At 63.8% G+C, this 22,674-nt stretch carries 18 protein-coding genes and 2 pseudogenes; 13 read left to right on the top strand and 7 right to left on the bottom strand.

Annotated features, from left to right (window positions below; translation table 11 throughout):
• The first annotated feature begins 192 nt into the window (after positions 1-192).
• On the top strand, positions 193-3,165 hold the full coding sequence (locus tag AC1D02_RS09240; protein WP_477315969.1) for a TonB-dependent receptor: 2,973 nt from the start codon (positions 193-195) through the stop codon (positions 3,163-3,165).
• A 106-nt stretch (positions 3,166-3,271) separates the two neighbouring features.
• Here AC1D02_RS09240 and AC1D02_RS09235 read toward each other — a convergent pair whose 3' ends face one another.
• Entirely contained in the window at positions 3,272-3,673 is a 402-nt protein-coding gene (locus tag AC1D02_RS09235; protein ID WP_477315967.1) for a VOC family protein, read from the bottom strand.
• A 196-nt stretch (positions 3,674-3,869) separates the two neighbouring features.
• Between AC1D02_RS09235 and AC1D02_RS09230 the strand changes: the two genes are divergently transcribed.
• Together AC1D02_RS09230 and AC1D02_RS09225 are read left to right on the top strand one after the other, a co-directional pair.
• Complete coding sequence (locus AC1D02_RS09230; protein WP_477315965.1) at positions 3,870-4,691, top strand: alpha/beta fold hydrolase; 822 nt, start codon at positions 3,870-3,872, stop codon at positions 4,689-4,691.
• Between the two features lie 186 nt (positions 4,692-4,877).
• A complete protein-coding gene (locus AC1D02_RS09225) occupies positions 4,878-7,244 on the top strand; it encodes a hybrid sensor histidine kinase/response regulator (protein WP_477315963.1) in 2,367 nt (788 codons plus the stop codon).
• Between the two features lie 67 nt (positions 7,245-7,311).
• On the opposite strand, the gene glmS is transcribed toward AC1D02_RS09225, so the two are convergent.
• A complete protein-coding gene (glmS, locus tag AC1D02_RS09220; protein ID WP_477315961.1) occupies positions 7,312-9,141 on the bottom strand; it encodes a glutamine--fructose-6-phosphate transaminase (isomerizing) in 1,830 nt (609 codons plus the stop codon).
• A 163-nt stretch (positions 9,142-9,304) separates the two neighbouring features.
• Between glmS and AC1D02_RS09215 the strand changes: the two genes are divergently transcribed.
• Positions 9,305-9,778 (top strand): Lrp/AsnC family transcriptional regulator, encoded by a 474-nt coding sequence (locus AC1D02_RS09215; RefSeq protein WP_477315959.1) that lies wholly within the window; start codon positions 9,305-9,307, stop codon positions 9,776-9,778.
• Positions 9,779-9,955: 177 nt separating this feature from the next.
• Here the strand turns inward: AC1D02_RS09215 and glmU are convergent, their stop codons facing one another.
• The gene (glmU, locus tag AC1D02_RS09210) at positions 9,956-11,332 is read right to left on the bottom strand and encodes a bifunctional UDP-N-acetylglucosamine diphosphorylase/glucosamine-1-phosphate N-acetyltransferase GlmU (protein ID WP_477315957.1); all 1,377 of its coding nucleotides are present in this window, start codon (positions 11,330-11,332) and stop codon (positions 9,956-9,958) included.
• A gap of 26 nt (positions 11,333-11,358) precedes the next feature.
• Here glmU and AC1D02_RS09205 point away from each other — a divergent pair, with 26 nt between their 5' ends.
• The 5 genes from AC1D02_RS09205 to AC1D02_RS09185 all read left to right on the top strand — a co-directional run bounded on the left by AC1D02_RS09205 (position 11,359) and on the right by AC1D02_RS09185 (position 14,494).
• A complete protein-coding gene (locus AC1D02_RS09205) occupies positions 11,359-12,258 on the top strand; it encodes a DUF6279 family lipoprotein (RefSeq protein ID WP_477315955.1) in 900 nt (299 codons plus the stop codon).
• Between the two features lie 22 nt (positions 12,259-12,280).
• Complete coding sequence (rsmD, locus tag AC1D02_RS09200; RefSeq protein WP_477315953.1) at positions 12,281-12,913, top strand: 16S rRNA (guanine(966)-N(2))-methyltransferase RsmD; 633 nt, start codon at positions 12,281-12,283, stop codon at positions 12,911-12,913.
• A 134-nt stretch (positions 12,914-13,047) separates the two neighbouring features.
• Entirely contained in the window at positions 13,048-13,548 is a 501-nt protein-coding gene (gene coaD, locus AC1D02_RS09195) for a pantetheine-phosphate adenylyltransferase (protein WP_305507264.1), read from the top strand.
• A 12-nt stretch (positions 13,549-13,560) separates the two neighbouring features.
• Complete coding sequence (locus AC1D02_RS09190; RefSeq protein WP_477315951.1) at positions 13,561-13,815, top strand: YfhL family 4Fe-4S dicluster ferredoxin; 255 nt, start codon at positions 13,561-13,563, stop codon at positions 13,813-13,815.
• An 88-nt stretch (positions 13,816-13,903) separates the two neighbouring features.
• The gene (locus AC1D02_RS09185) at positions 13,904-14,494 is read left to right on the top strand and encodes a chalcone isomerase family protein (protein WP_477315949.1); all 591 of its coding nucleotides are present in this window, start codon (positions 13,904-13,906) and stop codon (positions 14,492-14,494) included.
• 145 nt (positions 14,495-14,639) lie between these two features.
• Here the strand turns inward: AC1D02_RS09185 and AC1D02_RS09180 are convergent, their stop codons facing one another.
• Complete coding sequence (locus tag AC1D02_RS09180; RefSeq protein WP_477315947.1) at positions 14,640-14,879, bottom strand: hypothetical protein; 240 nt, start codon at positions 14,877-14,879, stop codon at positions 14,640-14,642.
• Positions 14,880-15,072: 193 nt separating this feature from the next.
• Here AC1D02_RS09180 and AC1D02_RS09175 point away from each other — a divergent pair, with 193 nt between their 5' ends.
• The gene (locus tag AC1D02_RS09175) at positions 15,073-16,017 is read left to right on the top strand and encodes a LysR family transcriptional regulator (protein ID WP_477315945.1); all 945 of its coding nucleotides are present in this window, start codon (positions 15,073-15,075) and stop codon (positions 16,015-16,017) included.
• Between the two features lie 188 nt (positions 16,018-16,205).
• Positions 16,206-16,637, top strand: coding sequence for a hypothetical protein (locus tag AC1D02_RS09170; RefSeq protein WP_477315943.1), 432 nt, complete (start codon positions 16,206-16,208; stop codon positions 16,635-16,637).
• Between the two features lie 43 nt (positions 16,638-16,680).
• Here AC1D02_RS09170 and AC1D02_RS09165 read toward each other — a convergent pair.
• Positions 16,681-16,776, bottom strand: a pseudogene (locus tag AC1D02_RS09165) (ArsR family transcriptional regulator); the annotation flags it as partial.
• On the opposite strand from AC1D02_RS09165, the pseudogene AC1D02_RS09160 reads away from it, so the two are divergent.
• Positions 16,774-16,911, top strand: a pseudogene (locus AC1D02_RS09160) (LysR family transcriptional regulator); the annotation flags it as partial. The pseudogenes AC1D02_RS09165 and AC1D02_RS09160 sit on opposite strands and share 3 nt — an antisense overlap.
• Positions 16,912-17,161: 250 nt before the next feature.
• Here the strand turns inward: AC1D02_RS09160 and AC1D02_RS09155 are convergent.
• On the bottom strand, positions 17,162-17,827 hold the full coding sequence (locus tag AC1D02_RS09155; protein WP_477315941.1) for a PEP-CTERM sorting domain-containing protein: 666 nt from the start codon (positions 17,825-17,827) through the stop codon (positions 17,162-17,164).
• 510 nt (positions 17,828-18,337) lie between these two features.
• Positions 18,338-18,793, bottom strand: coding sequence for an Lrp/AsnC ligand binding domain-containing protein (locus AC1D02_RS09150; protein ID WP_305507256.1), 456 nt, complete (start codon positions 18,791-18,793; stop codon positions 18,338-18,340).
• Positions 18,794-19,013: 220 nt separating this feature from the next.
• Here AC1D02_RS09150 and putA point away from each other — a divergent pair, with 220 nt between their 5' ends.
• On the top strand, positions 19,014-22,661 hold the full coding sequence (putA, locus tag AC1D02_RS09145) for a trifunctional transcriptional regulator/proline dehydrogenase/L-glutamate gamma-semialdehyde dehydrogenase (protein ID WP_477315938.1): 3,648 nt from the start codon (positions 19,014-19,016) through the stop codon (positions 22,659-22,661).
• Positions 22,662-22,674: the final 13 nt, after the last annotated feature.

The following is a 22,674-nucleotide window of genomic DNA, read 5'->3' as shown; positions in this document are numbered from 1 at the left end:
AACCGGGGTCAGGTCCATGGGACCTGACCCTGACTCCTCAAGCCACCTTCGGGTGGCTTTTTTTTGTCAACGCTCAGAAGTGCTAGTGGCGATGGTTGCACCCTCGCGGTAAAAATGAATGTGACATTTGGTTCGCATGAATTGTTCGGCGTGCGCACGGGTCGACTTCACTCACCGAGAGGGGGACACCGCATGAATTTCCACACCGCGCGCTGGCGAAGCGGCGCCATGGGCGTCGCCTTCGGCCTGTCGATTTCCTCCGCCGCCTGCGCGCAAAGTTCCGAAGGATCGATCTACGGCCGCGCCAGGCCCGGCGCCAAGGTCACCATCACCAGCACCGACACCGGCAGCACGCGCCAGGTCACCGTCGGCGCGGACGGCGCCTTCAGCGCCGCGAAACTGCCGCCCGGCGCCTACCGCGTGAGCAGCGACGGCGTCGCCAGCCAGGACGTCGAGGTCGCGATCGGCTCGGGCACCGCGGTATCGCTGATCGCCGGTCCGGAGACCATCGTCGTCCGCGTCGCGCGGCGGCGCGCCGCCATCGACGTCGCCAGTGTCGAATCGAACACGGTGTTCAACGCCGAGCAGATGGCCGCACTGCCGGTGGCGCGCGACGTCAACGCGATCGCCTTGCTGGCGCCGGGCGCAGTGAAGGGCGATCCCGACCTCGGCGGCGGCGGCCTGCCGGCCTTCGGCGGCGCGTCGGTAGCGGAAAACGGCTACTACATCAACGGCTTCGACGTCACCAACATCCGCAACTTCCTCTCGTACGCCAACCTGCCGTTCGACGCCATCGGCGCCGAGCAGATCAAGAGCGGCGGCTACGGCGCCGAGTTCGGGCGCTCGCTGGGCGGCGTGATCAGCATCGTCACCAGGCGCGGCGCCAACAGCTGGAAGGGCGGCGGCGCGCTGTACTGGTCGCCCGCCTCGCTGCAAGCGCGCGGCAAGAACGTCGCCAACCTCGACCCGGAATTCGTCGGCACCTACACCGTGTTCGAGCGCGAGAGCCGCGACCGCGAATTGAGCTACAACGTGTACGCGGGCGGGCCGGTCGTCAAGGATAAGCTGTTCATCTTCGCGCTGGCCGAGGGCCGCGGCGACAAGTCGGACCGCTTCGGCCAGAACGGCAGCGTGGCGACGCGTTCGCATCACCCGAACGGCATGGTGAAGATCGATTTCACGCCGGCCGGCGAGCACCGCGTGGAATTTACCGGCATCACGCACAAGCGCGAAACGGAGGTCTTCGACTACCTTGCGCTGCCCGGCGCCGACTACCCGACCAGCCATGTCGGCACGGCCGAACGCAGCACGCTGGCGTCGGGCGGCCACACGCTGATCGCCAAGTACACCGGCTACCTGACCGACAGGCTCACCTTGTCGGTGCTGGGCGGCCGGGTGGAGGACATGGCGCAGAAGACCACCGGCGCGCGGGTATCGTCGCTTGGCTGTCCGATGGTCCTCGATGTCGACTTCTCGCGGCTTGGCTGCTGGAAGGAAGGCACGCGCGCGCGCGATCCGGCGGCGCCCGACGACAAGGATGCCCGCAAGGCGTTCCGCATCGACGCCGACTATGTGCTCGGCGCGCACGCGCTGCGCGCCGGGATCGATTCGCAGAAGTTCACCTCCTCGGCGGCCGGCAGCACCTTTTCGGGCGATGTCCTGTGGCTGTACGAACAGGCGAACGAGGAAGGCACGGTCAACGGCGTGGTCGGCGCCACCACGCCCGGCGGCGTGTATGTGAGCCGGAACCTGAACCGCACGACGTCGGGGACCTACGAGGTGGCGAACAAGGCCTGGTACCTCGAGGACAGCTGGCAGGCGACCACGAACCTGCTGCTGTATGGCGGCCTGCGTTTCGAATCGTTCGACAACAAGAACCGCAACGGCGCCAGCTTCGTCAGGGCCGATCGACTGCGCGCGCCGCGGCTCGGCTTTTCGTGGGATGTCGGCGGCGACGCCACGACCAAGGTGTACGGCAATGCGGGGCGCTATTACATCCCGGTGGCGTCGAACACCAACATCCGCTCGACCCGCGCCGAGCTGTCCGACATCCGCTTCTACAATTTCACCAGCCGCGATCCGGTCACCGGCGCGCCGCTGGGGCTGAGCGCCGAAATCGGCGACGCGCTGGTAATCAGCAATGCCGAAGTGACGCAGCCGGAGAAGATCGCCGACGCCAACCTGAAGCCGATGTCGCAGGACGAATTCATCCTCGCGTTCCAGCGCGCGTTTGCAAAAGACTGGACCTTCGGGGTGAAGGGCATCTACCGCAAGCTGCGGAACGGGATGGACGACTACTGCTCGCACCTGGCCTTCGAACGCTGGGCCGCGGACAACGGCCATCCGAACTTCGATTCGAGCACGATGGCGGGGTGCGCGATCGTCAATCCGGGCAACGACGTCACGCTCAATGTCGACCTGGATAACAATGGCCAGCTGACCCGGACCACTTTGCCCGCCAGCTACATCGGGCTGGAAAAGTACCGGCGCACTTACAAGGCGCTGGAATTCACGCTGGAGCGCCCGTTCGACGGCAAGTGGGGGCTCAGCGCATCGTACGTGCTGTCGAAGAGCCAGGGCACGGCCGAGGGGTATGTGAACTCGATCATCAACCAGGAAGACGCCGGCGTGTCGCAGGACTTCGATTTCCCGTCGCTCACAAGGGGCAGCGACGGCTACCTGGCCAACGACAGGCGCCACGTGATCAAAGCCTACGGCAACTACATGCTCAACGACCGGATGCGGATCGGCTTCAACGCGACCGTCGCCTCGGGCCGGCCGCGGAGCTGCATCGGCTTTGTGCCGTTCACCGCGCCGGATTATTCGGATGCAGCCGGCTATTCGGTGGCGTCGTCGTTCTACTGCGTCAACGCGCAAGGCGTGAGCGAACTGCACCAGCGCGGCACGTTTGGACGCACGCCGTGGACTTCGTCGCTGGACTTGAGCCTGGCCTACATCCCGAAGTTCAACGGGCGCAAGCTGACGATCCAGCTCGACGTGTTCAACGTGTTCAACCAGCAGCGCGTGACCGAAGTGAACGAAACGGGCGACTTCAGCCGGTCGACGACGAGCGAGTCGGAAGGGCGGGCCAGCCTGAATTACCTGCAGCCGACGTCGTTCCAGGCGCCGCGCTCGGTGCGCATGACCGCCCGCTACGAGTTTTAGCCAAGATAGCTGTCGTCCCTGCGAAGGCAGGGACCCATGCTGAGCACGCACTGACTTTTTGGCTCGCTCAGCATGGGTGCCAGCCTTCGCTGGCACGACGATCGGGCTATTTGCCGGCCGGCGGCTCCCACAACTCCACGCGCACGCCCTCCGGATCGGTGACCCAGCCGAACTTGCCCATTTCCTCCGACACGTCCGTCTTGTCGTCCACCTGGCAGCCTTCAGCGCGCAGTGCGCCCAGCAGCGCGTCGAGGTCGGCGACGCGGTAATTGATCATGAATTGCGACGGTCCCTTGAAGTGATCGCTGTCGGCTTCGAACGGGCTCCACACGGTGGTGCCGGCGCCGCTCGGATTGGCCGGCGACTGCCACCGGAACACCGCACCGCCCCACACCTCGAGCGATATGCCCAGGTGCACCCGGTACCACTCGCGCAGCTTTTCCGGATCTTTCGCCTTGAAAAAGACCCCACCGATGCCGGTGACCCGCGTGAATTCATTCGTGGACATATTGTTCCCTTGTTGAGTTGACACGCAATCATATTCCCGGATCAACACAAAACCAAGGGTCGCGTTGCCGCGCCGATAAGCTGCCGGGAAAGCACTTGTTTTGTCTGCACAAAATCAAAAACCGCCGCGCCGATTCTCACCACAATGCAACTGTCGTTTCCACACGGAAACTCTCTTACCCAACGAGGCAACCGACATGGACTCACCGAAACTGCAACGCCGCTCCTTCCACGCCGCCGCGCTCGGCATGCTGCTGGGCGCGATGGCGCCGGCCGGTGCGGCGGCCATCGCGTCGCCGGCGCCCGCGAGGCCGAAGACCTTCGTGCTGGTGCACGGCGCCTGGTACGGCGGCTGGTGCTGGGAGAAAGTGGCGCAGGCGCTGCGCGCGCAAGGCCATGCCGTCACCACGCCGACCTGCCCGGGCCTGGGCGAGCAGTCGCACCTGCTGTCGAAGGACATCTCGCTGACCACCTTCATCACCAGCATCACCAACCACATCCTGTTCGAAAACGTCAGCGACGTGATCCTGGTCGGCAGCGGCTTCGGCGGCGTGGTGATCAGCGGCGTGGCCGACCGCATTCCGCACCTGATCAAGCAGATGGTGTACGTCGACGCGATGGTGCTGGCGAGCGGCCTGTCGGTGTTCGAAGCGCAGCCGGCGGCGGTGACGCGCAAGCGGCTCGAGCAGGTCGCCAGCGCCGGCAAGGGCGTGGCGATTCCAGTGCCGCCGCCGAGTTCCTACGGCATCCGCGACAAGGCCACGCTGGAATGGGTCAGCGCGCGCCTGACGCCGCATCCGGTCGGCACCTATGAGGAGAAGCTGGTGCTGGCCAATCCGCTGGGCAACGGCCGGCCGCGCATCTACGTCGATTGCGTCGCGTCGCCGTTCGAGCCGCTGGTGGAGGTGAAGAAAACCCTGCGCGGCCAGGCCGGCTGGAACTGGGTCGAGCTCGACACGCACCACGATCCGATGATCACCGATCCGAAGATGCTGTCGGATTTCCTGGCGACCGTCTGAACCTTGTTTGCCTCGGCGCTGTTCCTGGATCGCGCCGGCGGCCTGTTGCCGCGCAAAACTATTTCTCACGAAGTCATCCCATCTGTCGGATTTCGAACGGAACCGCACGCGTGTTCGTGCTATTAGTTTGAATCGCAGAAAAATGTAGCTGACTTTGGAAAATCGATGACTGTTCAAGCAAGTGATATGTCTCCGTGTCTGGCCGGTGGAGGACAGGCAGGTGAAATCCTGCGCGCGCTTGACTGGCCCGCATCGCCGCTCGGCGTGCCGGCCAGCTGGCCGCAGCCTTTGTGCACCATGGTCGCACTCATGCTGAGCTCCAAATTTCCGATGTTCGTCGCCTGGGGCCCGGAACTGGTGTTCCTCTACAACGATGCCTACGGGGAGATTCTCGGCGCCAAGCATCCGACTGCGGCCGGCGGCCTTTTTCAGGAAATCTGGCAGGAGATCTGGAGTGACATTCAACCAATCGTCGCTGACGCGATGGAGGGCAGATCGAGCTTCTTCACGAACATGCCGCTGACCATACAACGCAACGGCCGGCCCGAAGAAGCGTGGTTTACCTTTTCCTATTCGCCGGTGCGGGACGAAACCGGTTCGGTCGGCGGCATGTTTTGCGCGGTTGCGGAAACGACCGACCAAGTGCTCGGCGAGCGCCATCGCGTCGAAGAAAACCGGCGACTGCGCCACCTGTTCCAGCAGGCGCCCGGCATCATCGCCTCGCTGGTCGGCCCCGAGCACACGTTCGAGCTGGCCAACGACGCCTACCTGACGCTGCTCGGCAAAACGGAAGTCGTCGGCCTCACGGTGCGGCAGGCGATCCCCGAGCTGGAGGGCCAGGGCTTCCATGAACTGCTCGACAAGGTCTACCAGACCGGCGAGGCTTTTCTCGGGCATGAGGTGCCGGTGATGCTGAAGCGCGGCACGGACCAGGAATTGGAAGAGAGGTTCGTCAACTTCATCTACCAGCCCACCTTCGACCATCGCGGCCAGGTGACCGGTATTTTTGTCGAAGGCAGCGACGTGACCGACGCGGTCAGGGCGCAGAAGGCTGTGCGCGACAGCGAGCTGCGCCTGCGCCAGCTGGCCAACACCATTCCCCAGCTGGCGTGGATGGCCGAGACCGACGGCATCGTCCATTGGTACAACGATCGCTGGCTTGAATTCGCCGGCACCTCGCACGATGAAATGATGGAGAGCGGCTGGATGTCGATTGTCCACCCCGACGACGTCGACGCGCTGACCAGCCTGTGGCGGCTTGCGGCCGACTCGGGCGAACTGTACGAAGCCACCGGCCGCCTGCGCGCGCGCAGCGGCGCGTATCACACCTTCTTCATCCGCGCGGCGCCTTTGCGCGACGAGGCCGGCGACATCGTGCGCTGGTTCGGCACCAATACCGATGTCACGCCCTTGCACACCGCGCAGGACAAGCTGCGCGCGGCCGACCGCCGCAAGGACGAATTTTTGGCCATGCTCGCCCACGAGTTGCGCAATCCGCTGGCGCCGATCGCCAGCGCCGCGGAACTGCTGCAGCACGCGTCGGGCAATGCGGCGCTGGTGCAGAAAACCAGCCGGGTGATCGCGCGCCAGGTCGACCACATGTCGAAGCTGGTGGAAGACCTGGTCGACGTGTCGCGCGTCACGCGCGGGCACATCGCGTTGCGCAACGAAAACCTGCGCATCAACGACGTGCTGCAGGAGGCGATCGAGCAGACCCGCCCGCTGGTCGAAACCAAAGGCCAGGTGTTCGTCGCAGACACGGCGGGCGCCGACTACATCGTCTATGGCGACAAGACCAGGCTCATTCAAATTTTCGCCAACATCCTGAACAACGCCGCGAAGTACACGCCGAACGGCGGCGCCATCGCGTTGCGCCTGGCGGCGAACGCGGAACGCGTGCAGGTGACGGTGCAAGACAGTGGCGCGGGGATCACCACGACGCTGCTGCCGCATATCTTCGAACTATTTACGCAGGGCGAACGGTTGCCGGATCGCGCGCAGGGCGGCCTCGGTCTCGGGCTGTCGCTGGTCAAGCGGCTGGTCGAACTGCACGGCGGAACCGTGTCGGCGGCCAGCGCCGGCAAGGGGCTCGGCAGCACATTCACCGTGGACTTGCCGCGCGCGCGGACGGAGCCGGTAGCGGATATCGTCGAACCCGACGTCGTGCGCCGTCCTATGGAGCACTCGCTGCTGGTGGTCGACGACAACGTCGATGCCGCGCAAACGCTGGCCATGCTGCTGGAGTCGGAAGGCTACAAGGTGGCTGTCGCCCATACGGCCAAGGAAGCGCTCGAGGCGGGACAGCGGCTGTCGCCGACGGTGCTGTTCGTGGACATTGGCCTGCCCGACATGGACGGCCACATGCTCGCGCGCGAAATGCGCGAGATGGCGGCAACCAGCAATTCCTGCCTGGTGGCGCTGACCGGCTATGGCCAGCCAGAGGATCGGCAGAAAGCGAAGGATGCGGGCTTCGATGAGTTCATGGTGAAGCCCGCCAGCCTCGCAGGAATGCTCAGCGTAATTGCGGAGGCGACAGAAGCGGCGAATCGGTAGATGTCGGAGTGGATCGCGCCCGTCAACTGGCACGCGATCCGCTCAACATTGCGGCCTGGAGGGAGATTTACTCCACCGTTACCGACTTCGCCAGGTTGCGCGGCTTGTCGACGTCGGTGCCGCGTGCCAGCGCCGTGTGATACGCCAGCAGCTGCAGCGCCGCCACGTGCAGGATCGGCGACAGCAGGCCGTAGTGCTCCGGCAGGCGGATCACGTGCAGCCCATCGCCCGAGGTGATGCGCGAGTCGACGTCGGCGAACACGTACAGCTGGCCGCCGCGCGCGCGCACTTCCTGCATGTTCGACTTCAGCTTTTCCAGCAGCGCGTCGTTCGGCGCGATCGTCACCACCGGCATCTCTTCGGTCACCAGCGCCAGCGGGCCGTGTTTCAGCTCGCCCGCCGGATAGGCCTCGGCGTGGATGTACGAGATTTCCTTCAGCTTCAACGCGCCTTCCAGCGCGATCGGGTAGTGGATGCCGCGGCCCAGGAACAGCGCGTTTTCCTTGCGCGCGAAATCGTCGGCCCAGGCCATGATCTGCGGCTCGAGCGCCAGCACCGCCGCCAGCGCGACCGGCAGGTGGCGCATCTGCTTCAGGTAGGTCGCCTCTTCCTCGTCGCTTAGACGCTCGTTCACCTGCGCCAGCGTCAAGGTCAGCAGGAACAGCGCGGCCAGCTGGGTGGTGAAGGCCTTGGTCGACGCGACGCCCACTTCGACCCCGGCGCGGGTGATGTAAGCGAGCGCACACTCTCGCACCATGGCGCTGGTGGCCACGTTGCAGATGGTCAGGGTGTGCTGCATGCCGAGGCTGCGCGCGTGCTTGAGCGCGGCCAGCGTGTCGGCCGTTTCGCCCGATTGCGTGATCGTCACAACCAGCGTGTTCGGATGCGGCACGCTGTCGCGGTAGCGGTATTCGCTGGCGATCTCGACGGCGACCGGCACCTTGGCCACCGATTCGATCCAGTACTTGGCGGTCAGGCCGGCATAGTAGCTGGTGCCGCAGGCCAGGATCAGCACGCGGTCGATCTGCTTGAATACTTTATAGGCGTTGTCGCCGAACAGCTCCGGCATGATGCCGGTGACGCCTTCGAGCGTGTCGCCGATCACGCGCGGCTGCTCGAAGATTTCCTTCTGCATGTAGTGGCGGTACGGGCCCAGCTCGGCCGCGCCGGTGTGCGCGTGCACGGTCTTGACTTCGCGCGTGACGGGACGGCCGTCGACGTCGGCGATCCAGTAGCGGCCCAGCTGCAGGTCGACCACGTCGCCTTCTTCCAGGTAGATGATCTGGTCGGTGGTGCCGGCCAGCGCCATCGCGTCCGAGGCGACGAAATTCTCGCCCTGGCCGACGCCGACGATCAGCGGCGAACCCTGGCGCGCGGCCACCACGCGGTGCGGCTCCTCGCGGCAGAATACGGCGATGGCGTAGGCGCCGTGCAGGCGCTTGACTGCCTGCTGCACCGTGTCGAACAGGTCGCCGTTGTACATCTGGTCGACCAGGTGGGCGATCACTTCGGTGTCGGTCTGGCTGGTGAAGTGGTAGCCGGCCGCCTGCAGCTCGGCGCGCAGCTGGTCGTGGTTTTCGATGATGCCGTTGTGGACCAGCGCGATGCGCGCCGATTCTTCGGTCGGCGAAAAGTGCGGGTGCGCGTTGTGCGAAGCCGGCGCGCCGTGCGTAGCCCAGCGGGTGTGGGCGATGCCGGTGAAGCCTTCCAGGTGCGCCGTCGCCATCTGCGATTCCAGCTCGGCCACACGCGCGGTGCTGCGCGAACGCTGCAGGCGGCCGTCCACGTGCAGTGCGACTCCGCAGGAATCGTAGCCCCGGTACTCGAGGCGCTTCAGTCCTTCGATCAGGATAGGGGTGATATTACGCTGCGCTACTGCGCCGACGATGCCGCACATGGGAGCCTCATTTGAATAATTTGCAATGGAAGTATCCTAGATGAACTACTATGAAATAAGCTTTCTAAATAACGGCCTTTTCGTTATATTATTTCATGAAGCAATATGACTGAAATATTGTTTCATATTTGCGTACAAAATGAACGAAACAGAAAGAAACGGCATGGAAAACCTGACCACGCAGCTAGACGATGTCGATCGTCGCATCCTGAATGCGCTTCAGCTTGACGCATCGCACACCAACGCCGAGCTGGCGGAACTTGTGCACGTCTCGGCGCCCACCTGCCTGCGCCGGGTCAAGCACCTGACCGAGGCCGGGGTCATCGAGCGCCAGGTCGCCATCGTCGCGCCGGCCAAGGTGGGCGCCGGCCTGTGCGCCATCGTCGAGATCTCGCTGGATATCCAGGCGGCCGAGCGGATGGCGCAGTTCGAGGCGCTGGTCGCCGCCGAAGACGCGGTCTTGCAGTGCTATCGGGTCGCGCCCGGCCCCGACTTCGTGCTGGTGGTGCAAGTGGCCGACATGCCGGCCTACCATGCACTGGCGCACCGGATGTTCGCCACCCACGCCAACGTGCGCAATGTGAAAACTTACTTCTCCACCTTCCGCAGCAAGTTCGAGACGCGCATCGCGGTGTGAATTCGTTAGCGATTGCCGAAGCGGCCGGAATGGGGGGATGGGATTGGGAGGCATGCGGCTGCGCCAACCCGGGGTCAGGTCCGTCGGACCTGACCCCAGGCCTCGGGCGGCGGCGTCGAAAGCACGGAAACGCCACCGGTCAGATAAAGATGGGGACCAGGCGTCCCCACTTTGGGATCACTTCTTCACTTTGACCGGCCGCTGCCAGCTGTCGATCGTCATCTGCTTGGCGCGCGAAATCGTCAGTTTGCCGGCCGGCGCATCCTTGGTCAGCGTGGTCCCGGCGCCCAGCGTCGCGCCTTTGCCCACCGTCACCGGCGCCACCAGCTGCGAATCGCTGCCGATGAAGGCGTCGTCCTCGATCACGGTGCGGTGCTTGTTCACCCCGTCGTAATTGCAGGTGATCGTGCCGGCGCCGATATTCACGCGCGAGCCGACCGTCGAATCGCCGACATACGCCAGGTGATTGGCCTTGCTGTGCGCGGCGATGGTGCTGTTCTTCACTTCGACGAAGTTACCGATGTGGACATCCTCACCAAGCTCGGCGCCCGGACGCAGCCGCGCATACGGCCCGATCTGCGATTTCGGCCCGACCTGCGCGCTCTCGATGTGGCAGAACGGCTTGATCTGCGCGCCCGCCGCGATGGTCGCATTGACGATCACGCTGTGCGCGCCCACCGACACGCCGTCGGCCAGCTCCACTTTGCCTTCGAACACGCAGCCGACGTCAATCGTCACATCGCGCCCGCACACCAGCGTGCCGCGGATGTCGATGCGCGCCGGATCCATCAAGGTCACGCCCTGCTCGAGCAGCTTCTTCGCCAGATTGAGCTGGTGCTGGCGTTCCAGTTCGGCCAGCTGCACCTTGCTGTTCACGCCCGCCACTTCCCACTCGGCCGACGGCTGCGCCGACACCACCGGCACGCCGTCCGCGACCGCGCGCGCGACGATGTCGGTCAGGTAGTACTCGCCCTGCGCGTTCTTGTTCTCCAGCGTGGCCAGCCACTCTTTCAGCTTGACCGTCGGCGCGACGATGATGCCGCTGTTGATTTCGCGGATCGCGCGCTCGGCTTCGGTGGCGTCCTTCTCCTCGACGATGCGCACGATGGCGCCGTTCTCGCGCACGATGCGGCCCAGCCCGAACGGGTTGGCCTGCTCCACCGTGAGGATGCCCAGCTTGTCGTTGCCGGCCGCGTCGACCAGCGCGCGCAGCGAGTCCGCCGACGTCAGCGGCACGTCGCCGTACAGGATCAGGGTCGGCGCCTCGTCGTCCAGTTGCGGCGTCGCCTGCATCACCGCGTGGCCGGTGCCCAGTTGCGGCTCCTGCAGCGCGGTGTCGATCTCGGCGTGCTCGCCTTTGTTCTGTAATTTGACGTGCTCAGGCACCGCTGCGCCGCCGTGACCGTAAATCACGCATAATTTGCTTGGTGAAAGTTCACGCGCGGTATCGATCACGTGTTGCAGCAGCGGCTTGCCTCCCAGGGGGTGCAATACTTTTGGCAGGGCGGACTGCATCCGCTTGCCCATGCCGGCGGCGAGGATGACAACGTTCATGGTGATCAATTGAGAGAGTTGTATAGATGAAAAAGTTTAACACGCAACACACCGTCGCGAGCCGTCTGCGCACGCTGTTCCTGATCGCGCTCATGGCGCTGGCCGCCGGCTGCAGCACGATCCGCTTCACCTACAACCACGGCGACGACCTGTTGTACTGGTGGCTGAACACCTATCTGGACCTCGATTCCGACCAGTCCAGCTGGATCAAGAAGGACATCGACAACCTGTTCGTCTGGCACCGCAAGACCCAGCTGCACGACTACGCGCAGCTGCTGGCGAACGGCCAGCGCCAGCTCGCCGCCGGCATCACGGCGGCCGACCTGAAGGCCGATTACAAGGACATCATGGCGCGCTCCGAGCTGCTGGCGTACAAGGCGCTGCCCGAAATCGCCGACCTGGCGCGCTCGGTCAAGCCGGAGCAGATCGCGCAGCTGGAGAAGAAGTTCGCCAAGAATAATGAGGATTACCGCCGCAAGTTCATGCGCGGCGACCAGGAGGACCAGCAGAAGGCGCGCTTCAAGAAGTCGATGGAGCAGTTCGACCTGTGGTTCGGCCGCTTCAGCTCCGAACAGGAGGCGGTGCTGCGCAAGGCGTCCGACGCGCGCATCCTCGACAACAATATCTGGCTCGACGAACGCGTGCGGCGCCAGAAACGCATCGTCGCGCTGCTGCGCAAGGTGCAGCAGGAGAAGTTGAGCAAGGACGCCACGGTCAGCGAGCTGCACAAGCTGGTCAAGGAATTGTTCGACCGGTTCGAGGCGCCCGAGCGCAAGGCCTTTTTCGACACCTACACCGACCAGACCATCCAGATGATCCTGACCGCGGTGAGGATCGCCACGCCGGAGCAGAAGGCCCACGCGCAAAAGCGCATGCAGGGATGGATCGAGGACTTCGGCAAGCTGGCCAACGACCCGCAGCGCTAGCGCGAATGCTATAGTGCCGCCCATGCAAAAAAAGCCCGCCAAAGTGCCGGTCCACCGGCCGCCTCCGCCCAAGCACGTCCGCATCATCGGCGGCGCATGGAAACGCACCCAGCTGCCGGTGCTCGACGCGCTCGGCCTGCGCCCGACGCCGGACCGCGTCCGCGAAACCGTCTTCAACTGGATCAACCACCTGCGCGACAACGACTGGAGCGGCGCCAATGTGCTCGACCTGTTCGCCGGCAGCGGCGCGCTCGGCTTCGAAGCGGCCAGCCGCGGCGCGCAGTCGGTCGTGATGGTCGACACGCATTCGCCGGTGATCCGCCAGCTCGAGGCGGTCAAGGATAAGCTGCACGCCGACGCCGTGACGCTGCTACGCGCCGACGCCTTGAGCGCGATCCAGTCGATGGCGCTGCGCGGCCAGCGTTTCGACGTGGTGTTCCTGGATCCGCCGTATCAGCAGTCGCTGCTGGAGAAGTCGCTGCCGCTGGTGACCAGGCTGGTGACGCCTGACGCGGTGGTGTACGCCGAATCGGGCACGCCGCTGCCGTTCGGCGACGAGGCGCCCGAGTGGCTGGCGCCGTGGGAGCCGGTGCGCGAGGACAAGGCCGGCATCGTGTTCTACTACCTGCTGCGACTGCGCGCGGCGCAAGCGTAAAATCGGGGTCAGGTCCGGCGGACCTGACCCCAAGGGTTGACGGCGCGGTCAAAACTCCCCCTTCGCTGGGGCAGTTGACCATTTTTCAGGCATAATGCGCGTTCTATATTGGTGCATCACACGAGGGAGCCGCAATGGTTGTAGCCGTTTATCCAGGAACCTTTGACCCGCTCACCCGCGGTCATGAAGATCTGGTGCGCCGCGCGTCCGGACTGTTCGATGGCCTGATCGTCGGCGTCGCCGACAGCAAGAACAAGCGTCCCTTCTTCTCGCTCGACGAACGCCTCGAGATCGCCAACGAGGTGCTGGGCCACTACCCGAACGTGAAGGTCGAGAGCTTCTCCGGCCTGCTCAAGGATTTCGTGCGCAAGCACGACGCCCGCGTCATCGTGCGCGGCTTGCGCGCCGTGTCCGACTTCGAATACGAGTTCCAGATGGCCGGCATGAACCGCTACCTGCTGCCTGACGTCGAAACGCTGTTCCTGACGCCGTCCGACCAGTACCAGTTCATCTCCGGCACCATCGTGCGCGAGATCGCGATCCTCGGCGGCGACGTCTCGAAGTTCGTGTTCCCGTCGGTCGAGCGCTGGCTGATGAAGAAAATCGCCGAGAACAACGCCGCCCCGGCCGCATAAAGAAGAAGCGCAATGGCTTTACTGATTACCGACGACTGCATCAACTGCGACGTGTGCGAGCCCGAGTGCCCGAACGAAGCCATCTACATGGGCGCGGAGATCTACGAAATCGATCCCAACAAGTGCACCGAGTGCGTCGGCCATTTCGATGAGCCGCAATGCCAGCAGGTGTGCCCGGTCAGCTGCATCCCCTTCAATCCGGACTGGCGCGAGAGCCGCGAAGAACTGCTCGCCAAGTACCACGTCCTGACCGCCGCCAAAGCCTGAGCCTCCATTCGTCGTCTTTTCGGCGAGCAAGTGATATATTCACCACACGGTGAAAAGTTCACTTGATAACAACACGGAGACAAGCACAATGGCAACGACAAAATTCGGTTTCAAGGGCCTGCTCGCGGGCTTGCTGATGGCCTGCGCGTTCAGCGCCTCGGCGACGGACGTGAGCGGCGTGAAGTTCGACGAGTCGGCCAAGGTGGCCGGCAAGGACCTGGTGCTGAACGGCGCCGGCCTGCGCACCAAATTCATCATCAAGGTCTACGCGGCCGGCCTGTACCTGACCGAAAAGAAGAACGCCGTGCCGGAAGTGCTCAAGCTCGACGGCCCGCGCCGCATGCAGCTGGTGATGATGCGCGACATCAGCTCGGAAGACTTCGGCCAGGCCTTCATGACCGGGCTGGACCACAACATCGACGCCGGCGAAAAGAGCAAGTACGTCAGCCAGATCAGCAAGTTCGGCGAGCTGTTCGGCAGCATTCCCGGCGTTAAGAAGGGCGACAGGCTGAACATCGACTGGATTCCGGCCAGCGGCACGGTGATCGAGCTGAATGGCAAGAAGCTGGGCGAGCCGATTCCCGACGCCGGCTTCTACAATGCGGTGCTGCGCATTTGGCTGGGCGATCGTCCGGTCGACAGCAGCCTGAAGCCGCAACTGCTGGGCGCCGCCCGCTAAGCCAGCAGAAGGGGGACTAGTTGAAGGGGGTCAGGTCCGCCGGACCTGACCTCAGCCCTTGGGCCGCGGCTCGTGAATGACATCGTAAAAGCAAAAAGCGGCGCCCGGTTTCCCGGCGCCGCTTTTTGATTGGAGCGTGGCCAGCTTAGCCGCGCGCCATCATCGCCCGCAGTTCTGCGGCGTGGCTCGGACCCTGCGACGAATTGATCATCCGTTGCATCAGGCGCGCGTCGCGCAGTTGGCGACGGGCGAGCAGTTCTTCCTTGGTCAGGCGGGGGCGCACAACCAGCACCAGCGCGCGGGCGATACCCGTCAACAGTGGCTTGAAGAACATGGCCAGGCCGGCGAACGCCGACAGGCCGATAACGCCCCGGATCACTGGCATGACCGGGACGTTGGCGGAAGTTTGAAACAGGCTTGCGGAGAAAGACACGATATTCCAGTAAGAATTAGTTGTTGGGCAGAACTATAGTGCAGCGCAACATATAAATCTAATTCCGTTTTCTGATACCGATTATATTGATCGTGAATGGATTTCGGGTATATTTGAGTTTCCGAACCGATCTGCCGACCATTCCATGAGCTTCCTGACGCTAGACCTCAACCTCCTGCGCGTTTTCGACGCCGTCATGACCGAACAGAACCTGACCCGCGCCGCCGGCCACCTGGCGATGACCCAGCCGGCGGTGTCGAACGCGATCAAGCGCTTGCGTGAGAGCCTGGGCGACGACCTGCTGATCCGCACCGCCTACGGCGTCAAGCCGACCCCGCGCGCCGAGCAGCTGTGGCCGGCGGTGCGCTCGGCCCTGTCCGGCCTCGAAGCGGCGGTGATGCCGGAAACCTTCGACGTCTCCAAGACCCACGCCACCTTCCGGATGGCCATGGCCGACGCCACCGCCGCGTTCTGGCTGCCGTCGCTGATGCGCGCGATCGAACTCGAGGCGCCGGGGGTGAATGTGCGCATGGTGCCGCTGACCACGCGCGAGCCGCGGCCGATGCTGCTGCGCGGCGACGTCGACCTTGCCGTCGGCTTCTTCCCGGGCGTCGCGGCGCAGCTGTCGTCGGACACCAGTTCACCGATCCGCCATGAGCGCCTGTATTCGGGGCGCTACGTCTGCGTGATGCGCAAGGACCATCCGCTGGCCAAGGAAGAACTGACGCTCGACCGCTACTGCGCGGCGAACCACCTGCTGGTGAGTTTTTCCGGCCGCGCGCACGGCCTGTCCGACGAGGCGCTGGCGCAGCTGGGCCGCGAGCGGCGCATCCTCCTGACCGTGAATCAGTTCTTCACCGCCGGCCGGGTGGTGGCCAATTCGGACCTGATCACGGTGCTGCCGAAGCACCTGATCGCTTCGACCGGCAATGCCGACGCGCTGGTGTGGCGCGAGCTGCCGTACGACCTGCCGCCGGTGAACATCGACATGCTGTGGCATGAGCGCGACGCCCGCAGCCCGGCGCACGTATGGCTGCGCAAGCACTTCCAGGCGATGGACCTGACGACGTCGGAAGCGCACAAGGTATAGCGCGTTCGGGGTCGCCCGGCGGGTCAGACCTTAGTTTGGAAACAAGCGCCACCATGAAATTTGGAAATTCTCTGGTCAGCGCCAACCTGGCGGAGCTGCATCGGCGGCCGTTATAACCAGCTCGACAAAAAAGTGCATTAAGGATATAAATCGCAATATTGCTTGTTTTTTCTGTCGTGGGGAAATGTATGCTTATCGGTCGAAACTTCATACTGACTGGGTTGGCGTTGTTGCTGCAGGCGACCCCACTGGCCGCGTTGGCGCAGGGCACGCCGGCCAGCCCGGTGGAGAAGGCCAAGGTCGTGTCCCGGCTATACCAGGCAACTTATGGCGCGCAGTTGCGCTGCGACGCTACCCCGCAGTGGGCAAGCCTCGGCAACACGTTGCGACGATTCCATACCACCTACCCTGAACTGATCCAATTATTGGACAGCTCGCCTCACCTGCCTGCGGCCAGAGATAATTTCCATGATTTCCTTGTGGCGAACCCGCCGGCGAAGCTCAATCAACAGGATCTGACGCGGGAGTGCGAAGCGCTGGAGGCGATCCTGCGCTCGCTGATCGATGGTCCGGGCGCGCGTGATGCGGTGGCGGGATACGTCGAGCTGCTCAAAAGCTGACCGACGCCCCTGTTGAAACGCGCTTTATCCCACGCGGCGTGATTTACCGGATCGGTAGCTTGGTCGTATTCTTGACCTCTTCCATCACCGCGTACGTGTGCGTCTCGCGCACGCCTTTCTGCAGCAGTGTCTTGCCGAGCTGCCGTACGACCTGGCGGCGGTGAACATCGACATGCTGTGGCATGAGCGCGACGCCCGCAGCCCGGCGCACGTGTGGCTGCGCAAGCACTTCCAGGCGATGGACCTGACGACGTCGGAAGCGCACAAGGCGTAGTCGAGGCTGGAAGGTCCCGACCATCCACCGACAGGGCACATATGTCGTAGGTGTTTTCGCATAAAAGCACCAAAGCGGTGGGTTCGGTAAAGTACGCCGGTCGCACAACAAGCTCCACCTTATTCACCGCTCACTTATTGAGGTTGGTTCCCGTACGGTCTGGGAACCTTTTTTCGATTGCGCTTGCAGAGCGCCGGGTCGAAAAAGCCAGCGACGCTCTGACCGCTGGCGTATTCCTGCGCTGTCGCGGTCAGGATTTGAGCTTGCGCCGGCCCACCGCTGCCAGCCCGGCCAAACCCAGTCCCAATAGTGCTAACGAACCTGGCTCTGGCACTTGCACTGTCATGTCGACCTGACCGATGAGCTCTTGCCGGCTGTTGAACGCCAATAAGATGAAGTCATACAGGCCAGTCGCGTTCGCATTGATGGCGCCGCCCGGCGTGTTCCCAAACGTAAAATTTTCGGAATTCTGAACGCCCGCCAGGCCGTCCGTCGCGTTGTCGGGCCAGTAGGAGAGCGGATCGACGTAATAGAAATTGGTGCCGGCAGTCGCATCGTGATCTACGCCAAGCAGGAATGAATAGCCCGTCAGGGCACTTCCATCGAGTGTATGAATCGAAAATTCATAGTTCCACTTGGCTTTTGGAGTGCCGCAGCCAACGTTGCAGAATCCCGCCGGCACGCTGTACACGCCGGTGGAGCCATCGATCAGCACCGGACCGACCGGAGTGCGATTCTTGGCGCGCAGTGCCAATTCGAGGTTGTTCCCCGTCGAGATATTAAAGTTGCCGTTCGGGTTCCCCGCACCGAAGTACACGCCCGGAGGAACATTGATCGAACCATAAGTTTCTGCGCTGATTGCGGCAGACGATACGACAATTGCGGCGAATGCCAGTAATGCATGAAGCTTGCCCATTTCCCGGTCTCCCTAGTATGTTGTGACGTAATTGCCCCGATTTTTATAGCAAAAATAGCAAAAGCAACATTCATGCCACACAATTTATGATTGTGTAATCAGTGCGTTAGTCGTCACTAAGTGCGATAGGGCACAGACTATGTAAGATTTTCCGACAATCAATTGCGCGCGCTGCCGGAAACTTTCGCTCAGTCAGAGGAAAGAAGCCGGCGAGGGACTTGCAGGAACGGCATGTAAGCATGCCAGTCGAACAGCAGCGAAAACGCCACGTGGATCGCGGGGGACGACAGCAGCGCCAACATCAGATAAGGAAGCGTCGCAGTACACCCATCAATACCAGCCGGCCTGTCGACGGAAAGCGGCCGCCAGCACATCCCGCATCGGAAGTCTGGGGCCGCACTTGCCGCTTGGGCGAGGCAAAACGCCGGATCAGCCCGAAAACGATCACCGAGACGAGCACGAAGATCTGCAACCGCTGCGCTGGTGCGACCGAGCTGTCCCTTTTGTTGTCTACCGAATCGGCAGCTTGGTGGTGTTCTTGACCTCTTCCATCACCGCGTACGTATGCGTCTCGCGCACGCCCTTCTGCAGCAGCGTCTTGCCGAGGAATTCGCGGTATGCTGCCATGTCCTTCACGCGCGCCTTGACCAGGTAGTCGAAGCCGCCGGCCACCATGTGGCACTCGAGCACTTCGGGGATCAGCTGCACGCTGTTCTTGAAGGCGTCGAACACTTCCGGCGTGGTGCGGTCGAGCACGACCTCGATGAACACCAGCAGCGAGACGTCGAGCAATTGGGGATTGAGCTGTGCCGTGTAGCCCATGATGTAGCCTGACTCGTGCAGCTTGCGCACCCGCTCCAGGCAGGCGGCCGGCGACAGGTTGACCCGTGCGGCCAGTTCGACATTGCTGATGCGGCCGTCATTTTGCAATTCGGCGAGGATTTTCTTGCTAATCTTGTCCAGCATGTCAGGCTATCTCCCAAGATAAATATTATTTGGTGAAATTGTCTCACCAAAAACTATCTATTGCTAGTATTCCTTAATACCAGAATTAATCCAGAAGAAATCCCACTACAATCGAATCAATTTTTTCGCGCAGCCGATCGCGCCGTCCTTAGCTGACCAGGGACGGCGTTTGGTGCTGCGCGGCTGTGTTTGTTAGCTATTTTCCATCAAAGAGTCATTTATGCAAACTGCCGCGTTCCCGGCCACCTCCTCCGCCCCGTTTTCCGCCCTGCTGGCCGAAGTCAAACCCCAACAGAGCGCGCTGCGTTCGGCCATCACCGCGGCCTACCGGCGCGACGAGACCGAGGCGGTCGAGTGGCTGCTGGCGCAGGGCGCGCGCGCCAATGCCGACGCGGCGCCGCTGGCGCACCGCCTGGTCGAGCAGGTGCGCCTGAAACGCACTCGCGCCTCGGGCGTGGACGCGCTGATGCATGAATTCTCGCTGTCGTCGGAAGAGGGCGTGGCGCTGATGTGCCTGGCCGAAGCGCTGCTGCGCATCCCGGACAGCCAGACCGCCGACCGCCTCATCGCCGACAAGATCAGCAAGGGCGACTGGCGCAAGCACCTGGGCGAGTCGCCGTCGCTGTTCGTCAACGCGGCCACCTGGGGCCTGCTCATCACCGGCAAGCTGGTGGGCACCAGCAGCGAAGCGGGCCTTGGCTCGGCGCTGACCAAATTGATCGGCAAAGGCGGCGAGCCGCTGATCCGCAAGGGCGTGGACCTGGCGATGCGCATGCTGGGCAACCAGTTCGTCACCGGCCAGACCATCGACGAGGCGCTCAAGAACAGCCGCCCGAATGAAGCGCGCGGCTACCGCTATTCGTACGACATGCTGGGCGAAGCGGCGCTGACCGAGCACGATGCGCTGGCCTATTACAAGTCCTACGAGACCGCGATTCACGCAATCGGCAAGGCGTCCAACGGCCGCGGCATCAACGACGGCCCGGGCATCTCGATCAAGCTGTCGGCGCTGCACCCGCGCTACAGCCGCGCGCAGCACAAGCGCGTGATGGAAGAACTGCTGCCGCGCGTGCGCACCCTGGTGCTGCTGGCGAAGCAGTACAACATCGGCATCAACATCGACGCCGAGGAAGCCGACCGCCTCGAGATCTCGCTCGACATGATGGAGGCGATGGCCTTCGATCCCGCGCTGGCCGGCTTCGACGGCATCGGCTTCGTGGTGCAGGCATACCAGAAGCGCTGCCCGTTCGTGATCGACTTCCTGGTCGACCTGGCAAAGCGCAGCGGCCGCAAGTTCATGGTGCGGCTGGTGAAGGGCGCGTATTGGGACGCCGAGATCAAGCGCGCGCAAGTCGACGGCATGCCCGGCTTCCCGGTCTACACGCGCAAGGTCTACACCGACGTGTCCTACCTGACCTGCGCGCGCAAGCTGCTGTCGGCCGCCGACACGCTGTATCCGCAGTTCGCCACGCACAACGCGCATTCGCTGTCGGTGATCTACACCTGGGCGAAGGCCGACGGCATCACCAATTACGAATTCCAGTGCCTGCATGGCATGGGCGAGACGCTGTACGACCAGGTCGTCGGCAAGGAAAACCTCGACAAGGCCTGCCGCATCTACGCGCCGGTCGGTTCGCACGAAACGCTGCTGGCGTACCTGGTGCGCCGCCTGCTGGAAAACGGCGCCAACTCGTCCTTCGTCAACCAGATCGTCGACCAGAACGTGTCGATCGATTCGTTGATCGCCGATCCGTTCGACGCGGCGCGCGCGCAGGGCGCCCAGCCGCATCCGGGCATCGCGCTGCCGGTGAAGCTGTTTGGCGACGAGCGCAAGAATTCGTCCGGCATCGACCTGACCAATGAAGACGTGCTTGCGCAGCTGTCCTCCGTGCTGGCGCAGCCGCGGACGTACGAAGCCGCACCGCTGATCGATGGCGCCATCAGCCCGTCGGCCACGCAGCCGATCAAGAATCCCGCCAACCACCTGGACGTGGTCGGCCAGGTGCGGGAAGCGACTTCCGCCGATGTGGAAACCGCGCTGTCCGCCGCCGCCGCGTACGCGATGGACTGGCAGACCACGGCGCCTTCGCTGCGCGCCGATACGATCGCGCGCGTCGCCGACCTGTTCGAGGAAAACTGCCAGGAGCTGATGTCGCTGGCCGTGCGCGAAGCCGGCAAGTCGCTGCCGAACGCGATTGCCGAAGTGCGCGAAGCGGTCGACTTCCTGCGCTACTACGCGCAGCAGGTGCACAGCACGCAGAACGTGCTGGCGCTCGGTCCGGTCACCTGCATCAGCCCATGGAACTTCCCGCTGGCGATCTTCACCGGCCAGGTCGCCGCGGCGCTGGCCGCGGGTAACGTGGTGCTGGCCAAGCCGGCCGAACAAACCCCGCTGATCGCGCACCGCGCGGTCGAACTGTTCCACCAGGCCGGCATCCCGAAAGGCGCGCTGCAGTTCCTGCCGGGCCGCGGCGAAGTGGTCGGCGCCGCGCTGACCGGCGACGCGCGCGTGCGCGGCGTGATCTTCACCGGCTCGACCGAAGTGGCGCAGTTGATCAACAAGACGCTGGCGAAACGCTCGCTGGCCGAGAACAACGAGCTGCCGCTGATCGCCGAAACCGGCGGCCAGAATGCGCTGATCGTCGATTCGTCGGCGCTGCCGGAGCAGGTGGTGCAGGACGCCCTGAGCTCCGCGTTCGACAGCGCCGGCCAGCGCTGCTCGGCGCTGCGGGTGCTGTTCCTGCAGGAGGAAATCGCCGACAAGACGATCCGCATGCTGAAGGGCGCGATGCAGGAACTGCGCGTCGGCGTGCCGGACCGCCTGTCCACGGACATCGGCCCGGTGATCGATGCCGAGGCGCGCGACAACCTGCTGGCGCACATCGAACGCACGAAGAAGAACGCCAAGTCGCACTTCGCGCTGGAACTGCCGGCCGGCCTGACTGCGCACGGCACCTTCGTGCCGCCGACGGTGATGGAAATCGGCTCGCTGTCGGAGCTGACGCATGAGGTATTCGGCCCCGTCCTGCACATCATCCGCTACAAGCGCGCCGACCTGCCGGAGCTGATCGACTCGATCAACGAAAGCGGCTTCGGCCTGACGCTGGGCGTTCACTCGCGCATCGACGAGACTATCGATTACATCGCTTCGCGTGCGCACGTCGGCAACATCTACGTCAACCGCAACATCGTCGGCGCCGTGGTCGGCGTGCAGCCGTTTGGCGGCGAGGGCAAATCCGGCACGGGCCCGAAAGCGGGCGGCCCGCTGTACCTGAAGCGCCTGCAGCGCGCGGCGCCGCCGCTGCTGCGCCACGAACGCCAGGCAACGCCGGGCCTCGACTCGCTGCTGGCCTGGGCGAACACCCATGGCCAGGAACGCGTGCTGACGCTGGCCGACCAGTACATGCGCACCACGCTGGTGGGCGCCACGCTGGCGCTGCCGGGACCTACGGGCGAGCGCAACACGCTGGCCTTCGCGTCGCGCGGGGTCGTGCTGTGCGCGGCGTCGTCGATCGGCGTGCTGCTCAATCAACTGGCGGCGGTGCTGGCCACCGGCAACCGCGCGGTGGTGCTGGACCGCTCCGGCAAGCTGGTGCCGGAAGGCCTGCCGGCGGAGGTGCGCGACCGCGTCCAGGTGATCGGCAGCATCGACGAATGCAAGTATCCGTTCCAGGTGGCGCTGGTCGACGCGTCCACTTCGAACAATCTGCGCCCGGTGCTCGCTGCCCGGGACGGAGCAATTATCAGCATGATCGACACCACCGAAGAGGGTGCGATCCCGTTGTGGCGTCTGGTGGCGGAACGCGCGCTGTGTGTCAACACGACCGCGGCTGGCGGTAACGCAAGCCTCATGACGCTGGGTTTGTAATGATGGAGCAGTC

Source organism: Massilia sp. P1_C10 (assembly GCF_056406475.1).
The sequence above is the reverse complement of the archived record's forward strand: the minus strand, read 5'-3'. Positions and strand labels throughout refer to the sequence as shown.

Coding starts and splice junctions, on each gene's coding strand:
- AC1D02_RS09180 (WP_477315947.1), bottom strand. CDS start 14,879: ATGCCAGTGATCCGGGGCGTTATCGGCCTGTCGGCGTTCGCCGGCCTG.
- glmS (WP_477315961.1), bottom strand. CDS start 9,141: ATGTGCGGCATCGTCGGCGCAGTAGCGCAGCGTAATATCACCCCTATC.
- AC1D02_RS09150 (WP_305507256.1), bottom strand. CDS start 18,793: ATGCTGGACAAGATTAGCAAGAAAATCCTCGCCGAATTGCAAAATGAC.
- glmU (WP_477315957.1), bottom strand. CDS start 11,332: ATGAACGTTGTCATCCTCGCCGCCGGCATGGGCAAGCGGATGCAGTCC.
- putA (WP_477315938.1), top strand. CDS start 19,014: ATGCAAACTGCCGCGTTCCCGGCCACCTCCTCCGCCCCGTTTTCCGCC.
- AC1D02_RS09235 (WP_477315967.1), bottom strand. CDS start 3,673: ATGTCCACGAATGAATTCACGCGGGTCACCGGCATCGGTGGGGTCTTT.
- AC1D02_RS09225 (WP_477315963.1), top strand. CDS start 4,878: ATGTCTCCGTGTCTGGCCGGTGGAGGACAGGCAGGTGAAATCCTGCGC.
- AC1D02_RS09215 (WP_477315959.1), top strand. CDS start 9,305: ATGGAAAACCTGACCACGCAGCTAGACGATGTCGATCGTCGCATCCTG.
- AC1D02_RS09240 (WP_477315969.1), top strand. CDS start 193: ATGAATTTCCACACCGCGCGCTGGCGAAGCGGCGCCATGGGCGTCGCC.
- AC1D02_RS09205 (WP_477315955.1), top strand. CDS start 11,359: ATGAAAAAGTTTAACACGCAACACACCGTCGCGAGCCGTCTGCGCACG.
- AC1D02_RS09175 (WP_477315945.1), top strand. CDS start 15,073: ATGAGCTTCCTGACGCTAGACCTCAACCTCCTGCGCGTTTTCGACGCC.
- coaD (WP_305507264.1), top strand. CDS start 13,048: ATGGTTGTAGCCGTTTATCCAGGAACCTTTGACCCGCTCACCCGCGGT.
- AC1D02_RS09190 (WP_477315951.1), top strand. CDS start 13,561: ATGGCTTTACTGATTACCGACGACTGCATCAACTGCGACGTGTGCGAG.
- AC1D02_RS09185 (WP_477315949.1), top strand. CDS start 13,904: ATGGCAACGACAAAATTCGGTTTCAAGGGCCTGCTCGCGGGCTTGCTG.
- AC1D02_RS09155 (WP_477315941.1), bottom strand. CDS start 17,827: ATGGGCAAGCTTCATGCATTACTGGCATTCGCCGCAATTGTCGTATCG.
- AC1D02_RS09230 (WP_477315965.1), top strand. CDS start 3,870: ATGGACTCACCGAAACTGCAACGCCGCTCCTTCCACGCCGCCGCGCTC.
- rsmD (WP_477315953.1), top strand. CDS start 12,281: ATGCAAAAAAAGCCCGCCAAAGTGCCGGTCCACCGGCCGCCTCCGCCC.
- AC1D02_RS09170 (WP_477315943.1), top strand. CDS start 16,206: ATGCTTATCGGTCGAAACTTCATACTGACTGGGTTGGCGTTGTTGCTG.